The sequence below is a fragment of the Bradyrhizobium sp. 26S5 genome (assembly GCF_036923295.1).
GTDB classification, from domain to species: Bacteria; Pseudomonadota; Alphaproteobacteria; order Rhizobiales; family Xanthobacteraceae; genus Bradyrhizobium; species Bradyrhizobium septentrionale.
Window position 1 is genome coordinate 3207028 of record NZ_CP145948.1, and the last position, 15829, is coordinate 3222856.

The following is a 15829-nucleotide window of genomic DNA, read 5'->3' on the forward strand; positions in this document are numbered from 1 at the left end:
CGGTTCCGCAACGCCTATTGTCCCGACGGCGTGCGCAGGCCGTGCCAGGCGTCGCGGACTTGATGGTAGTGCACCTCGGGCAGATAGTCCGGCGTCTTGAGATTGAGCGTCTTGACGTCGAGCCGTCCGGTCGCGCTGAGCAGCGTGTAGGAGGCGATCACGCGGTCGCGCTGCGCACCGATCAGCCGTGCCCGGGCCGTGATCAAATCCTGCTGGGCGTTGAGCACGTCGACGGTGGTGCGCTGGCCGCCGGCGGCTTCCTTCTGCACGCCGGCCAGCGCAACCTCCGCAGCCTTCACCTCGGACTCGGAGGCCGACACCGCGATCTTGGCCCCTTCATTGGCGACCCACGCGCTGACCACGGCGGTCTTGGCCTGATTGCGGACCTGATCCAGCACGAGCCGGCTCTGCGCCGCCACTTCCTTGGCCTGCCGGGTCTGCGACGCCGCGGTGCCGCCGTCGTAGATCGGCTGCGTGAGCTGGCCGATCACCGAGGCTTGATCGGTGCCGAAGGTGCCGAGCGTGGGGTCGCTGTCGCGGCTGCGGCTGACGCTGCCCTGCACCGAGACATTCGGCATCAGGCTGCTCTCGGCGACGCGGATCGAGGTCGAGGCGATGTCGACGTCAAAGCCGGCCGCGGTCACGGCGGGGTGTTCGCGCAACGAGAGCACTATCGCATCTTCACGGTTGCGCGGCAGCAGCCGGTCGATGGTCTCAGCGGGACGCAATTGGGAGGGCGGGTTGCCGACCACCTGGGCATAGGTGGCCTGGCTGATCGCGAAGTTGACCTCGGCGGCGTTGAGATCGGCGAGGCCGCGGTTGAGCCGGGCCTCGGCCTGGGCCGTATCGGTCGGCGTGACGTCGCCGGCATTGAGGCGGCGCTGCGTGATCGCCTGGGTCTCCTTCAGGAAGGCGACATTGGCGCGCTGCGCCTCGACCAGCGTCTGGTTGGCCAGCACGTTGGTGTAGGCGGTGACGGCGTCGAGCAGCACGCCCTGGCCGACATTGCGCAGGGCCTCGCGGCCGGACTGCACCTGCAGTTCGGCGACGCGGACGCTGTTGGCGGTCTTGAAGCCGTTGAACAGGGTCTGGGTCACCGTGACCCCGATCTGCCACGGCTTCAGCGTCGCGGTCTGGATGACGTTGCCGGGCAGCTGGTCGCGCACCGCCTGAAGGCCGACCGAGAGGCCGGCGATGATCTGCGGGCGGTAGGCGGCCAGCGCCTGCGGCACGTTCTCGTCGGTGGCACGCTGCCGCGCCCGCTCGGCATTGAGCTGCGGATTGGTCTGATACGCCTTGACCAGGGCTTCGGGCAGGCTCTCGGCACGGGCCGCGGTATCAGCCAGCAGCGCACATGCCAGGGCGCCGAGGCCGATGCCCGACAAAAGCACGCGCCTCGCTACATCGCCAACCCTCGCGGCACGCTCAACCATGTGATCCCGCAAACCAAAACCCCGGCAATCCGCCTCCGCCGACGCCGCCGACACATCTACCTGTTTAGGGGGCCGTGCCGCCACAGGCAAACCGCCACGCGACATCTGCACATCATTTCAGTTCTTGTCTGTTGCCGGTTCGTCACAGGCGAACGCAACGGTCATATGAAGTATAAGCTCGAACCGTCCGCCGCCGATTCTGTGGCGCCGGTTATCCGCTGCCTGCTCCGGGTTCATTGCTGATGCCCACATTCTTCTCCGACCCCGAGGCGATCGCGGAGCACATCGTTCGTGACGTCGGAACCGAGCTGGTGGTCGGGCTGCCGCTCGGCCTCGGCAAGGCCAACCACATCGTCAACGCGCTGTACGCGCGCGCGGTGGCCGACCGCTCGATCAATCTGACGCTGTTCTCCGCGCTGACGCTGGAAAAGCCGAAGCCGAAGAGCCTGCTCGAACAGCGCTTCATCGGTCCGGTGATCGATCGCCTGTTCGGCGGTTATCCGGATCTCGCCTATGCGGAGGCGCTGCATCGCGGCGCGCTGCCGCCCAACATCAAGGTGATCGAGTTCTTCTTCCTCGCGGGGCAGTGGCTGCATCAGCCATTCGCCCAGCAGCACTACATTTCCGCCAACTACACCCATGCGGCGTCATATCTGCTGTCGCGCGGACTGAATGTCGTGCCCCAGCTGGTCGCCAAGCGCGTGGTCGACGGCGTGCCGCGCTACAGTTTGAGCTGCAACACCGACACGACCCTCGACGTGCTGCGTGCGCGCGCGCAGGGGCGGGCGTCATTCAAGCTGATCGGCCAGGTCAATTCCGAGCTGCCGTTCATGCCCGGGCCCGGCGATTTGCCGGCGGATGAGTTTGCGGCGGTGCTCGACAGTCCCGACACAGACTTCCCGCTGTTCGCGCCGCCGTCGGAGCCGATCAGCGACACCAAATATGCGATCGGGTTGCATGCCGCCGGTCTGGTCCGCGACGGCGGCACGCTGCAGATCGGGATCGGGCAAGTCGGTGATGCGCTGGCGCAGGGGCTCGTGGTCCGCCACCACGACAATGCGCAATTCCACGACATCATGCAGCGCCTTGCGCCCGGTCGCGCACAGCTCGGGGCGGCCGAGACCGCGCCGTTCGAGAAGGGCCTCTATGGTGTCAGCGAGATGTTGTTCGAGGCGTTCCTCGGGCTGATCGACGCCGGCATCCTCAAGCGCGACATTGGCGGCGTGACCCTGCACGGCGCATTCTTCCTCGGCCCGCAGTCGTTCTACCGGGCGCTGCGCGAGATGCCGCCGGAGCAATTGGCGCGCATCCAGATGATGCCGGTGTCCTTTACCAACGAGATATTCGGCGACGAGGACGGCAAGCGCCGCGCCCGCGTCGATGCGCGCTTCGTCAACAACGCGATGATGGCGACGCTTCTCGGCGCTGCGATCTCGGATGGTCTGGAGAATGGCCAGGTCGTCAGCGGCGTCGGTGGTCAGTACAATTTCGTCGCGCAGGCGTTCGCGCTCGAGGGCGCGCGTTCGGTGCTGGCGCTGGAGGCGACCCGCCAGTCCGGGAAACAAGCGCAGTCGAACATCCGCTGGTCCTACGGCCACGAAACCATTCCGCGGCACCTGCGTGATATCTTCGTCACCGAATACGGCGTCGCCGATGTCAGAGGGAAGTCCGACGCCGATGTCATTGCAGCGATGCTGCAGGTGACGGATTCCCGCTTCCAAAGCGAGCTGATGCGGCAGGCCAAGGATGCCGGCAAGCTGCCGCGCAATCACGAGATCCCGGCCGCGCATCGCGAAAACTATCCAGAGCGGATCAGCGACGCGCTGAAGCCCGCGCGCGACGCTGGGCTTCTGCCGTCATTCCCGTTCGGCAGCGATTTCACCGACGTCGAGCAGCGGCTGATTCCGGCTTTGCAGATATTGCAGCAGGCACAGCGTACGCCGCTGCAACTCGCGGGCCTGCTGTGGCAGGGCATACGGCACCCGCCCAATTCTGCCGACCGCGAATGCCTGGCGCGGCTTGGTCTCGACAAGCCGACGCATTTTGCCGAGCGCGCCTATCGCGCGCTCGTCACCGCAGCATTGCAGCGAAGCCGAACGGGTTAGCGGTTCTTGTTGACCGGCTTGCGCTTCTCGATGAAGGCCGCCATGCCCTCGGCGCGATCCTCGAGCGCGAAGGTCGAGTGGAACAGGTTGCGCTCGACATTCATACCTTCCGCGAGCGGCGTCTCGAACGCGCGGTTGATGGCTTCCTTGGCCATCGCGACGGCCGGACGCGACATCGAGGCGATCTTCTCCGCTGCGGCGAGCGCCTCTTCCATCAGCTTGTCGGCCGGAACGATCCGCGACACGAGGCCCGAGCGCTCGGCTTCCGCGGCATCCATCATCCGCCCGGTGAGGCAGAGGTCCATCGCCTTCGACTTGCCGATCGCGCGGGTCAGGCGCTGCGTGCCGCCGATGCCGGGAATGGTGCCGAGGGTGATTTCCGGCTGGCCGAACTTGGCGGTGTCGGCGGCGATGATGATGTCGCACATCATCGCCAGCTCGCAGCCGCCGCCCAGCGCATAGCCCGCGACCGCCGCGATGGTCGGCTTGCGGCAACGGGCCACGCGGTCGCCGCCGATCGCGGTGAAGTCGCTGTTGAACATGTCGATGAAGCCCTTCGGTTGCATCTCCTTGATGTCGGCGCCGGCCGCGAAGGCCTTCTCGCTGCCGGTGATCAGGATGCAGCCGATCTTGTCGTCGGCCTCGAGATCGTCGATCGCCGCGGCGATCTCGCGGAACACGCCGAACGACAGCGCATTCAACATTTTCGGCCGGTTCAGCGTGATGACGCCGACCGGTCCCTTGCTTTCGACGATGATGAATTCGAACGTAGCCATAGACGCAAACCCCATGCTGATTTGGCGGGCAATGTGCCCGCTGGCGGGATGCGCTTCAAGTGGCTGAAACGAGGCACCGGGCCGCGGTGCGGCGCACCCCGCGCCGCAGCCGCAAGCACTCTGGCTAGGCCATGAACATGCGCGCGGCGGAGGCCACCGTGAGCAGGGCGCCGAAGCCGATGAAGATCTTCCCGATCAGCGACGTCTGGTCCAGGCTCGAGCTGTCGCTGCTCGCCAGAACCGGCGCCGGCTTGGGTGCAGCTACGGCGACCGCCGGCGGCGCCTCCTGCTGGGCGGTCTGCGGTTGAGCCTGCGGCTGTTCCGCCGGCTGCTCCTGCTGCAGGGCCCGGTCGACATCGTTGAGCTGGTCGGATGCGACCACGTTGCTGTCAGGCTGCGCGTCGGCGGGCTTGTCGGCCGCGGCAATCAACGCGTTGGCCTTCACCGTCGTCGCGGCCGCGTTGTCGTCGCCCGAGGTCAGCTCCGCATTGGCATTGGCGACCGTGGCAGGCATGCCTGTCGAGGTGACGCTGCCGGCGTCGTTACCGGCGGTCTTCTTGCTCTCGGATTTGTCGGAAGACTGGTGACGCGCATGGCGCCGGCCATGCCGCGAACTCTGCGGCGCGGACTTGTCGGTGGTCGCGGTGTCGGATTTCGCCGCCGATGCGTCCGAACCGGCCGCATGCGCCGGCAACGGACCGGCAAGACCCATGAAAAGCCCGGTAAGCCCTGTCGCTACCATCAAGGCCAAGCACCCGCTGGCTTTGATCTTCATTTTGGTGATCTCCCCATTTCGCCCGCCCGAGGGCGAAAAAAGACCCCGCTGCGTGTCCACACCGGGGCAGAAAAAGGGAATCTTCGGGCTTCCGGGGGCAAAAGCTGGGCAATTTCGTCCCAGTGCGTGATCGACGGCAGCAGCACCGATGCTTGTCGAAGCGATCAATGTTATGAGCCGTGACGTCTGGAAACCCGCCGGAGCGATTCTTTGGAGCTGATCCTCGGCGCGGTCTTGTCGGAGGATGATGATCACGAACTCGTGATCTCTTGGCTTGCCGCGTAACGAACTGAAAGATCGGCCGAATTGCAATTCAGGAGCCTGCGTGCGCGAACGTGAGGATGAATGGACCGACCTGATGCGGTCGGCCATTTCAGGCGATGACGCGGCGTATCACCGCCTGCTCAAGGCCATCACGCCGGTACTCCGTGCCGCGACGCGCCGTGGCTTGGCGCGCGCGGGACAACCGGTCGATCAGTCCGAGGACATCGTGCAGGACATCTTGCTGGCGGTACATTTGAAGCGGCAGACTTGGGACACCAACGCGCCGTTCGCGCCGTGGCTGTTCGCGATCGCGCGCAACAAGCTGATCGACGCACTACGCCGCCGCGGCAGGCGCATCTTCGTCAACATCGACGATTTCGCCGAGACGCTGCCGGGGGAAACGCCGGAGCCGACGGCGTCGCCGAGCGAGGTGACCGCCCAGCTGCAGGCGTTGCCGGCACGGCAGCGCGACGTGCTGCAGTCGATTGCGGTCGACAGTGCCTCGATCAAGGATACCGCGGCGAAGTTCTCGATGAGCGAGGGCGCGGTGCGGGTCGCGCTGCACCGCGGGCTTGCGAGCCTGACCGCGAAATTACGGGACCGATGAGCATGGATACGGATCAACTCATTCGAACCCTTGCCGCCGACAATGCCTATCGTGCGCGGCCGGTCGGTCTTGCGCTGATGCTGGCGCTGCTGGCGGCGGCGCCGGTCTCGCTCCTGATCTTCTTCGCCGAGCTCGGCGTGCGGCCCGACGTGATGACCGCAATGCGCAATCCGTTCTTCGACCTGAAGTTCGCGGTCACGCTGGCGCTCGCCGCCTCGGCGATCGCGGTCAGCCTGCATCTGTCACGGCCGGAAGCCTCGCTGCGCGGCTTCGGCTGGTGGCTGCTGATTCCGGCCGGCATCCTCGTTGCTGCGATCAGCGGCGAGATGATGATGCCGCAGCGTACGCCGATGATGACGCGGCTGATCGGCAGGAACTCGATGGCGTGCATGACTGCGATCCCGGCGATGTCGCTGCCGCTGTTGGTCGGCGCGCTGTACGGGCTCCGGCAGGGCGCCCCGGCGCGGCCCGCGGTCGCCGGTGCAATCGCAGGCCTGCTCTCGGCCGGACTGGCGGCGACGATCTATGCGTCGCATTGCACCGATGACTCGCCGCTGTTCGTCGCCACCTGGTACACGCTGGCGACCGCGATCGTCGCGAGCGTCGGCGCCCTGATGGGACAGCGGGCGCTGCGATACTAGAGCGTTTTCGAGCGAAGCGGGTACCGGTTCGCGTGAAGAAAACGCGTCAAAACTAGAGTCTAGAGCTCCCGTTCCGATTCAATCGGAACGGCAAGGGCTCTAGGCCGCGGGCGCGGACTGCTGCATGCGATGGAAGCGGAGCACCTGCTGCGCGGTGGATGGCCGCAGCCGCTCATAGGTGTCCTTGCAGGCCTGCAGGTCGGTCGGCTCGCCGCCCGAGATTTCGTCGCGCAGATTGATGATCGCCCGCACCGTCGACCATGACAGGCTCGAGACCTTGGCCAGGATCATCACGCCCTCGGCGCGGGTTTCGATCATCATGTTCTCGGCGACGCTGACCGAGACATTGGCGAGCGCGGCGAGCGAGGCGTTGGTTTCGTCGAACTTGCCGGCCTCGGCGAAGGCTGCGAGCTGGAATTCGTCGAGCCGGCCGTCCTGGTAAAGCGACTTGACCAGCGCATGCGCGATCGCGGTGTCGGGCGTCACGGCTGCCGACGCCGAGCGCGCGCGTCGCGTGGCTTCCTTCACCGCGATCGGAATCTCCTTGGCCTGCTGCGGGATGGCAGCTTCGAGCCGCTGCCTGACCGCGTCCGAGGCCTTGGCGACCAGCTTGAGATAGAGATGCCGCGGGATGTTCGGCCGCAGGCCGACGCAGGTCGACAGATTGTCGTCGCCCTCGGCGCGGCTGACCAGGCGGGTGAAGCCGCGCTCGGTGAATTCGGCGCCCGGATTGTTGACCGCGCTCTGGATCACCTCGTCATTGCCACGCAGCACCAGCACATCGGTGACGGCGCCGCTCAGCGACTTGCGGTTCGAGATCGCGAGCAGATGCGCCTGGCTCTTGCTGCGCGCGGTCTCGATCAGGGTGTCGTCGTCAAGCCGCGGCGACAGCGTCAGCACCGGGCCGGCGACCTCGATCAGGTCGTCGAACGCCAGGGTGCGGATGGTCTGCGGCGGTGCGGTGTCGATCGGGGCGAGGCGGTTGGCGAGCAGCGCCTTGGCCGAGTTCTCGATGTGCTCGAGCAGGCATTGGAAGACGTCGTCGAACAGCACGATCTGCTCGTCCGAATAGTTCACGGAGCCGTTGATGAAGAGGTCGGTGACGCGACGCAGCGTCTCGACACGGCGGGCGACGGTGCCGTGGGCGAGGGTTGTCTGCAGCTCATCGAGCAGACTTTCGGGGGCGGTCGCGGGCTTCGAACTCATGACTCTGTCCTGGAGCGGTGGCGACGGCTTCTCCGGCGCCGAATAGGGAAATGAAAGGGTTCAGGCGCTGGCGATGCGGTTGCGTCCCCGGGCCTTGGCTGCGTAAAGCGCGCCATCGGCGCGGGCGAGTAATGTGTCGGAGTTTTCGCGCGGCTTCAGCGTCGTGACGCCGGCGGAGATCGTCACCTGCATGCCCGGCGAGAACGCGCTCCAGTCGAGATCGGCGATGATCTTGCGCAGCCGTTCGAGCGCGCGCATCGCCTGATCCTGCGACAGGTCGGGCAGTACGAGCAGGAATTCCTCGCCGCCGTAACGGCCGAAGCGATCGATGCTGCGGAGATTGGCGAACATGCCGATGGCGAAGGTGCGCAGCGCCTCGTCGCCGATCGGATGGCCGTAGACGTCGTTGATCCGCTTGAAATGGTCGAGGTCGATCAGCGCGACCGCGCAGGAGCTGCCGTTGCGGGCGCAGCGCGCGATCTCCTCTTCGAGCGTGCGCATGATGCTGCGGCGATTGGAGGTGCCGGTCAGTTCATCAATCTCGGCGAGCTCCTCGATGCGCCGGTAGGCCTCCTTCAGCTTCAGTCCGCTCTGATACAGCGATTGCTGCATCGAGCTGGAGAAGATGCCGAGATACATGCAGCGCCCGATCGTCAGCGCGAACACCAGCATGGTGGCGAGGCGGTCGATCCGCGTGCCGGTCGGCATCCCGATCGCCTTGTCGGTTCCGAGAAAGAGTGCAGCGAGGCCCAGCACCATGATGGTCCAGACGATCGCGGTCTGCCGTGCCGAGGTGCGCAGCGCGCCGAAGCCGAACACCACGAACAGGTTGCAGAGGAACAGCACGCCGACTTCCGGCGCGATGTAGGTGAATACCAGCAGGTTCACCATGTTGATCGCCGATTGCGGCGCGACCAGATAGTGGTCGCTGAAGCGCTCGTGGAAGCCGCGCTCCGACAGCAGCACATAGACGGCGACCAGCGAGAGGCCGGTCAAGGCGTAACTGGTCGCGACCAAAACGGATGTGGTGCCGGCATGCGCGTAGATCAGCAGCACCACGGCATCGAGCACGAAGCAGGCGGCGATCATCGATTGGATCTGGCGGCGCTGCCGGGCGCGGCGCGCGAGGCGGTCGACCGTCAGCCTGGGACGGCCGCTTTCCGATGCGCCCGTGATCGGGCCGGGAAGTGACGACGCAGCGCTGCCCATGGTCTCGCCGTTGGTGAAATCCGGCGAAAATCTAAGTGGGAAAGCCTTTAGGTTTGGTATCTTTGGGAACCGAATCTGCTCCGGTGAAATGCGGGCATCACCCTTGTTTCGTAAGGGGAATCCGTGTCCCGGGGCTGGCTGTGAGCGATCCTGCGAAGGGCCGGTGCCGGTGCTGACGTCGCGAGGGCGCTGGCTTGCCGGCAAAGCCTTGATATGGTCGCGCCGGACGGTGGGCGTCCGCGAGAGTGCTAAGTATTATGATACCTCTTCCTGAGTCTCGGGCGATTTTTCCTTATTGTGATCGCCGACTGTGTCATAGATCACACATGCGGTCTGGACATTGCCGTATTGTGAAGAATCTTGCCTCTCGCGTCGAACCACGCACCATCCCCCTCAGACCAACTTTGCGAGACGGCCATTGAGCGCGACACAGGCGGCTTCAGACGAGGTTCTGATCGCTCGGATCGCTCAAGGCGACCGGCTCGCCATGCAGGTGCTGTACGGACGGCATCATGTCAGGGTGTACCGCTTCGGGCTTCGGCTCGTGCGGGACGAACAGGTGGCGGAGGACCTCATCAGCGAGGTCTTTCTGGACGTGTGGCGTCAGGCGGGCAAATTCGAGGGACGATCCGCCGTTTCGACCTGGCTATTGGCGATTACCCGGTTCAAGGCTTTGTCTTCGCTACGGCGGAGGAAAGACGCCGAACTGGACGATGAGGCCGCGAACGCGATCGAGGACACGTCCGACGATCCGGAAACGGTAGTGCAGAAGAAGGACACCGGCGATACGCTGCGTAAATGCCTGAGGGGGCTATCGGCGGAACACCGGGAGATCGTCGATCTTGTCTACTATCACGAGAAATCCGTGGAAGATGTCGCTGAGATCGTGGGGATTCCGGAGAATACCGTGAAGACGCGCTTGTTCTATGCGCGCAAGAAACTTGCCGAGTTGCTGAAGGCAGCCGGTGTCGAGCGAGGTTGGCCATGATGGCTGCGAGCAAGAAGATGCTGGGTCAAGAACCCGATGATGTCGAGATGCTGCTGCCCTGGCACGCGGCCGGCACGCTGAACGCGCGCGATGCGCGCCGCGTCGAGGACGCGTTGGCGTCCGATCCGGAGCTGGCGCGGCAGTATGCCGTCATCCGCGAGGAATATGCCGAGACCATCGGCCTCAACGAGAGCCTCGGTGCGCCCTCGGCGCGCGCCATGCAGAAGCTGTTTGCCGCGATCGATGCCGAGCCAGAGCGCAAGCCGTCGGTGGGGGCGCGGATGTCGTCCGGGGTCTCCGAGTTCTTCGCAAAATTGTCGCCGCGGACGCTGGCCTGGTCGTCCAGCCTTGGTGCGGTCGTGGTGTTGCTGCAGGCGGGTGTGATCGGCGCGGTGCTGATGCGCGACCAGCCGGCTTCGATCCAGACCGCGTCGCTGGATGTCGCCGAACGCAGCGCGCCGGCACCGAGTGCGCCCAGTGCGGCGGCACCGATCACCCGTGACCTCGGCGCCGGCGTCGCGGCGGCGCCGACGCGGCTCCTGGTGCGCTTTGCGCCCGATGCCAGGATCGCCGACATCTCGACGCTGCTCGATAATTACCAGGCCTCGATCGTCGACGGTAAGGGCGGCATGTTCCGCCTGCAATTCCGTGCAATGGACAAGAGCGGCGTCGCCGCGCTGATTGCCCGTTTGCAGAAAGAGAAGATCGTCAACCTCGCGGTCGAAACGCCGTAGCCGGCGTCGGGCCGCTCTGCGCCTGGTTGACCTCGCCACGACCGCCGACGGCGGGACGTTGCCATCACCGCCGACGACTGGACCAGGGCGCTTCGTTGCAGCACCCGTGGACAAACCGCCGCAGCCCTCGCAGACGCCTGCCGGCAATAACACTTCCGTGAGCCGCGCGCTGCATGAACCCGCGCCGTCGATCGCAGCGATGATTCCGCTGTAAATCACAGTGATTTTCGGCGTCGAAGGCCGGCAATGGTGCGATGGAACCGGGTCGCCAAAGGTTAAAAAAATCGCTGAGGATTTGAACGTCCGCCATCCTGTCACGACTTATGTGTGTGGGAGCGGTTTATCCCTCCCCGGCTATATCAGGCGCGAGCGCCCATCCACCCCAAGCGCCCATATGGCTTTGACCCGTCCGGTTGTCCCCCCGGACGGGTCTTTGCTTTTGGGGCACCCCTGCATGACGGGCTCGCCGAACGCGGCCGATCATTCAACGGCGCGCAGCGCGGTCGCGACGCGATGGCTGCCGCGGGCGAGCGCATGCGACGGATTGCTGTGGATCATTCGGCTGCGCGGTGTCCGGACGCGCTTCGCATCACCACGATGCAAGTCGATGACTTGACGGGGGGCGCGCGAGAAACTCCGTAGTCGAGCGGACTTCTCTCATCGACCGTTCGCGATTAAGAATTTAGTTAGACTTTATTTACCTTTTCCACAGAATATCAGCGTCGCGTCCAGTTGATTCGGTTCGGTTGCGTCTGCGTCCGTTTCTTTCTCTACGGGCAAGTTGAATGACACATCGGACCGACGTGGCCAGGGGCCAGCAGATCGTTGCACGCTGGTGCAACCTGGCCGAGCAAAGGCTGGAACACCTTACCGAACTGTTCGAAACCGGACGCTGGCGCCGCTACCATAGCGAGCAGGCCTTTCTCGAGAACATCAGGGAAGCACGGGCCGCGGTCGAGATCTGGCGGTAATTGCTGTCGCGCGAGGCCTCGCTCGACAATTCGCCGATCGATCTGTCCTGGCTTGGCCGCGGCAAGTCGACATTGCCGCCGCCTTACATCTCGTCGGCGCCCTACGTCTCGCCGGCGCCGGAGCGCCGGTCGGAGGCTGCGACATTGGCGGAGGCCGCGATGAATGCGGTCGCGGCCGCGCTGGAGACGGCGACCGAAGTCCTGGAGGAGCCGCCCACCATGGCCGACGCGCCGCAGCCGATGATGCGGCCGCCGGTGCTCGACCTCGACACCATCCAGCGGCGCTATCCCTTGCTGCGCAACGCGCTGTAGCCGAACGGCCGGCCAATTCGCTCGAAATGCTCTAGCGCCGCACCGCGTTGGCGCCGACCACCAGCTGCGCAAATTGCTGGGCGCCACCTACTGACAGGTCAGTGGTAACAGGGCGGGCATGGTCGAGCCCGACCACCGCGCCGCGCGGGGTTTCCGAGATCATGTTGTTGTTGATCAGTGCGGTGCCGGCGCCCGGCACCACCGAGACACCGATGCCGACAAAGGCGTTGCGGACGACGTTGCCTGAAATCGCGACGTCGCGCAGATATTTGCCCCAGCCGGCGACGATGCCGAAGGTCGGCGCGTTCTCGATCACGTTGCCGGTGACGGCGCTGTCCGCCTCGACATAGATGCCGATGCCGGCCCCGTCGTTCGGGTCGGTGCCGACAGGGCGCTTCGGCAGCAAATTGCGGATGATGTTGCCCTGGACCACCGCGATGCGGCCGCCCTCGTTGAAATTGCACACGGAGACGCCGATCGCGGCGCCGTCGACCGTGTTGTTGGCGATCACCGCGGCCTCGAACGCGAACTCCGAGTAGAGCGCGACCTCGCGGACATTGCTGACGCTGTTGTCCGTGATGTGGATGTTGGAGGCGGAGTTGCCGCGCACCGCCGAGAAGTCGCAGTTCCTGATGCGGTTGCCACGCACGATCACGTTGCCGGCGCGGAACGCGTTGATGGCGTTGCCGTACTGCCCGGAGCCGCCGGGGCCGGCCTTGATGTCCTCGATCCGGTTGTCGGCGACGATCGAGCCGTCATCGCCGATCGCGCTGCGCAGGATCTCGATGCCGTTGTCGTTGGTGCCCTTGATGGTGTTGCGCGCGACCATCAGGCCGAGCGCGTCGAACGACACCAGCGCCGTAGTCGCGATGTCGGTGAAGATGTTGTTGCTGACGTCGCCCGACATCTGCTCGAACCAGATGCCGTTGCCGCCGCTGCCGGTGAACTGGCAATCGGTGATGCGGATGTCGCGGCCGGACAGGCAATGCACGAGGCCGCGCCGCGTCGGCAGCGGGACGTTGCCGCCGTCGAAGCTGAGGCCCATCAGGACGATGCCGCCGGCGCCTTCGCCTTCCAGCAGCGAGGCGCCGCCGTTGAACACCAGGCGGCTGGCGCCGCGCACGCCGATCAGCTGGCTGCCGGGCGCAAGCCGCAACAGCCCGGTGCGGTAGACGCCGGGCGGGAAGGCCAGCGGCACCTGCGCGCGCGCGGCATCATCGATCGCGCGCTGCAGATTGCGGGTCTGGTCGTCGGGACTGCCGGGGCGGACGCCATATTGCGTGACCTCGCGGCCGAGCGAGCCGGTAGAAGCCGCGGCGCGCGCAGCATCCGGCGACATCGCAAGCGCGCCGGCTGCGCCGGCGGCGGATGCTCCGATCAGATGGCGGCGGTTGACGTCCATGGTGCATGCCCTCGCAGGAAGACGCGAGCGGTGGCGTTCGCGCCCGAGTGGTAGCGCGAAATGCGGCGCCGCATGGTGAACACGCCGACGCAGCAGGGCGATTGTTGGCGGTAGGGTTAATCGCCGGTGCAGCCGATTCACATTGTCAAACAGCCCAGCACTCGGTGTCATCACCCGCGTATGCGGGTGATCCAGTATTCCAGAGACGCCGGTGCTTGAACCAAGAGGCCGCGGCGTACTGGATCGCCCGGTCGAGCCGGGCGATGACAGTGTGGGTGGGGACGCAGCTTCGCATTCTCGCGACATGAATCGTCCGAGCTTTGGATTTCGTTTCACCCTCTCTTGAACAGAGGGCGCAGGGAAAGCCGGGTGCCGATCGCACCCATGGGCCCCGAGCAAAAGTTAGAAAGCTCGGGGGTAGGACCACAGGTGTAACCGGAGCAATCCGGCTTTCCCTGCGCGATGGGCTACGGCTTATACGTGCTCTCCCCGGCGAGACTGGGCTTGTTTGTCACCGCCTTCGCATCACGCCTTCGCGTATTGCGACGAGACACCTGCCGCTAGGGCGTCAGGACCACACGACTTCACCGTCCGCCTGATGCGCACTCGTCAGTTGCGCGTTCGGCGTCCACCGCATCCCGCCGCACGTTCGTGACGATCGCGATACGCCCCTCATGTCGGGCGGGACGGCGGATTCATAGCCGTGAGTTGGGGTGTGTGTCAAGAAGATTTATGATAATCGGAAATTGGAAGGTTGGGCGGCGGTCACTCGCGGGGCGAGCACACAGGATGGACCGCCGGTTATTAATCCGCAACACGTCGCGCCTGACCGTCCTGTTGGGAATCCGAGCTAACGCAACGAATGCTTCTCCAGGGCCACAGCAATCTTCTCCAGGACCGCGTTCCTGCGCTGCATTTCGGCGACCTGTTCTTCGCAAATCTCAATGACTGTCCGCCCGGACAACCGTCCGCGCGCACGCGTGCTTGTTCGGCAACAAAGCCATACCCCTACCGCCAGAAAGACAACAGCAGCGAGCCATGACAGTGCCCGACCCAGACCGGAGTCCGCGATAGCCCGACGGAAGTCGCCCTTGGATAGGTACGCACTGGCGCGATTGCTGTAGGCGTCCTTATCCGTCGGATCGAGCGCGATCATCTGGTCGTAGTCGGCGATGGCGCGGTCGAAGTCGCCCTTGGTTTGGTAAGCGTAGCCGCGGTTGAAGTAAGCATCCCTATATTTTGGATAGAGCGCGATCGCCTGACTACAGTCGGCGATGACGCGATCGAGGTCACCCTTCGCCCTGTACGCAAGGGAGCGGTTGTAGTAGGCGAGCACATATGTCGGATCGAGTTGGATCACCTGGTCGTAGTCGGCGATGGCGCGATCAAAGTCGCCTTTGGCCCAGTAGGCGTTGCCTCGTGCCGTGAGGGCGGCATTGTTGTTCGAATCCAGTCGGATACTGCTAGTATAGTCCGCGATGGCACGGTCGTTGTCACCCTTGGCTTGATAGGCGTAGCCGCGCTCGCCGTATCCGACCCGCTTTCCATAGTCCGACAGACCGCTTTCGAACGCCTGGTTGGCGTCCGTTATCGCGCGGTCGTAGTCGTGCCATTGGTTGTAGATATGCGACCGGTTGAGCAGTGTGCCAGCAGCTTTCGGATCAAGCCGGATCGCCTCAGTGTAGTCTTTGAAGGCCCGGTCGACACGATCTGCGAAGCTTGTCCACGACCAAGAGTAACCGCGCTGATGATACAAGCTGGACAAGTCGCGGTCATTGTAGTCTCCGCTCTGGATCGCGCGTGTACAGGCGGCGATAGTCGCGGCAGCGGTTTCCTTCGATCCTTTCAAGCACTCTTGTTGATCGTCGGCCGCGGCTGCCCGGCTGACGGCTGCGGCTGTTGCCAATGCCAAGGCAACTATCCAGACATGCGCGGAAATCCTCGAGCGCATACCCTTCCTCCCCCGATGCGCCAGTGTTTGAGCTAACCCGGAGACGGAGACAGTTTTTCCAGAGCCGCTGCGATCCTCTCCAACAAAGCATTCGTGCGCCGGGATTCGGCGACCTGTTGCTCACAGAGATCAACCCAACTCGTCCCGGATGACCCGCGCCAATTCCTGCGCGAGAGCCACAACCAGACGCCGATCAGCACCAAGAACGGTAACCAGGACACAATCAGACTAACCACCCAGGACGGCGAACCACCGCCCGGTGCATTGACGAGCGTGAACCATACGACGAGAGCACCGACGAGAATGATCCACAGAGCACCTAACAGAAATCGAAAGCGAGGCTTGGTCATTCCAGTCACGGTCGTCTCTCTTTGATTGATCCAAAGAAACGCTATGCTACCATTGGTTGATTGACCTTCCCATGCCTCACATATGCAGCCGTCGCAACGTGGTTA

Annotated in this window: 14 protein-coding genes; 7 read left to right on the forward strand and 7 right to left on the reverse strand. The window is 64.7% G+C overall.

Translation table 11 applies throughout. From position 1 onward, the window contains the following. Nucleotides 1–14 precede the first annotated feature (14 nt). Nucleotides 15–1433, reverse strand: coding sequence for a TolC family outer membrane protein (locus tag V5279_RS14810; RefSeq protein WP_338698484.1), 1419 nt, complete (start codon nucleotides 1431–1433; stop codon nucleotides 15–17). Between the two features lie 242 nt (nucleotides 1434–1675). Between V5279_RS14810 and V5279_RS14815 the strand changes: the two genes are divergently transcribed. Next, nucleotides 1676–3538 (forward strand): acetyl-CoA hydrolase/transferase C-terminal domain-containing protein, encoded by a 1863-nt coding sequence (locus V5279_RS14815; protein ID WP_338698486.1) that lies wholly within the window; start codon nucleotides 1676–1678, stop codon nucleotides 3536–3538. Here V5279_RS14815 and V5279_RS14820 read toward each other — a convergent pair. Beyond that, nucleotides 3535–4314 carry an enoyl-CoA hydratase gene (locus V5279_RS14820; protein WP_338698488.1) on the reverse strand — a complete coding sequence of 260 codons (780 nt, stop codon included), beginning with the start codon at nucleotides 4312–4314 and terminating at the stop codon, nucleotides 3535–3537. The two genes, V5279_RS14815 and V5279_RS14820, sit on opposite strands and share 4 nt — an antisense overlap. Nucleotides 4315–4438: 124 nt before the next feature. After that, nucleotides 4439–5344 (reverse strand): hypothetical protein, encoded by a 906-nt coding sequence (locus V5279_RS14825; RefSeq protein ID WP_338698490.1) that lies wholly within the window; start codon nucleotides 5342–5344, stop codon nucleotides 4439–4441. A 70-nt stretch (nucleotides 5345–5414) separates the two neighbouring features. On the opposite strand from V5279_RS14825, the gene V5279_RS14830 reads away from it, so the two are divergent. Next, entirely contained in the window at nucleotides 5415–5960 is a 546-nt protein-coding gene (locus tag V5279_RS14830; protein WP_029082095.1) for a sigma-70 family RNA polymerase sigma factor, read from the forward strand. Between the two features lie 2 nt (nucleotides 5961–5962). Next, entirely contained in the window at nucleotides 5963–6601 is a 639-nt protein-coding gene (locus tag V5279_RS14835; protein WP_166293639.1) for an NrsF family protein, read from the forward strand. Between the two features lie 99 nt (nucleotides 6602–6700). Here V5279_RS14835 and V5279_RS14840 read toward each other — a convergent pair whose 3' ends face one another. Together V5279_RS14840 and V5279_RS14845 are read right to left on the reverse strand one after the other, a co-directional pair. Then, nucleotides 6701–7807: a DUF2336 domain-containing protein gene (locus V5279_RS14840; RefSeq protein WP_166293641.1), complete on the reverse strand. Its 1107-nt coding sequence runs from the start codon at nucleotides 7805–7807 to the stop codon at nucleotides 6701–6703. A gap of 60 nt (nucleotides 7808–7867) precedes the next feature. Further along, complete coding sequence (locus tag V5279_RS14845; RefSeq protein WP_338698496.1) at nucleotides 7868–9016, reverse strand: GGDEF domain-containing protein; 1149 nt, start codon at nucleotides 9014–9016, stop codon at nucleotides 7868–7870. A 418-nt stretch (nucleotides 9017–9434) separates the two neighbouring features. On the opposite strand from V5279_RS14845, the gene V5279_RS14850 reads away from it, so the two are divergent. The 4 genes from V5279_RS14850 to V5279_RS14865 all read left to right on the forward strand — a co-directional run bounded on the left by V5279_RS14850 (nucleotide 9435) and on the right by V5279_RS14865 (nucleotide 12021). After that, a complete protein-coding gene (locus V5279_RS14850; RefSeq protein ID WP_029082091.1) occupies nucleotides 9435–10004 on the forward strand; it encodes a sigma-70 family RNA polymerase sigma factor in 570 nt (189 codons plus the stop codon). After that, entirely contained in the window at nucleotides 10001–10738 is a 738-nt protein-coding gene (locus tag V5279_RS14855; protein WP_338698498.1) for a hypothetical protein, read from the forward strand. Before V5279_RS14850 ends, V5279_RS14855 begins: the two co-directional genes overlap by 4 nt. Nucleotides 10739–11523: 785 nt before the next feature. Continuing rightward, nucleotides 11524–11709, forward strand: a complete 186-nt coding sequence (locus tag V5279_RS14860; protein WP_338698500.1) for a TIGR03809 family protein — start codon at nucleotides 11524–11526, stop codon at nucleotides 11707–11709. Further along, the gene (locus V5279_RS14865) at nucleotides 11710–12021 is read left to right on the forward strand and encodes a hypothetical protein (protein ID WP_338698502.1); all 312 of its coding nucleotides are present in this window, start codon (nucleotides 11710–11712) and stop codon (nucleotides 12019–12021) included. 31 nt (nucleotides 12022–12052) lie between these two features. On the opposite strand, the gene V5279_RS14870 is transcribed toward V5279_RS14865, so the two are convergent. Beyond that, nucleotides 12053–13423 (reverse strand): TIGR03808 family TAT-translocated repetitive protein, encoded by a 1371-nt coding sequence (locus V5279_RS14870; protein WP_338698504.1) that lies wholly within the window; start codon nucleotides 13421–13423, stop codon nucleotides 12053–12055. 850 nt (nucleotides 13424–14273) lie between these two features. Continuing rightward, nucleotides 14274–15374, reverse strand: coding sequence for a tetratricopeptide repeat protein (locus V5279_RS14875; RefSeq protein WP_338698506.1), 1101 nt, complete (start codon nucleotides 15372–15374; stop codon nucleotides 14274–14276). Nucleotides 15375–15829 lie beyond the last annotated feature (455 nt).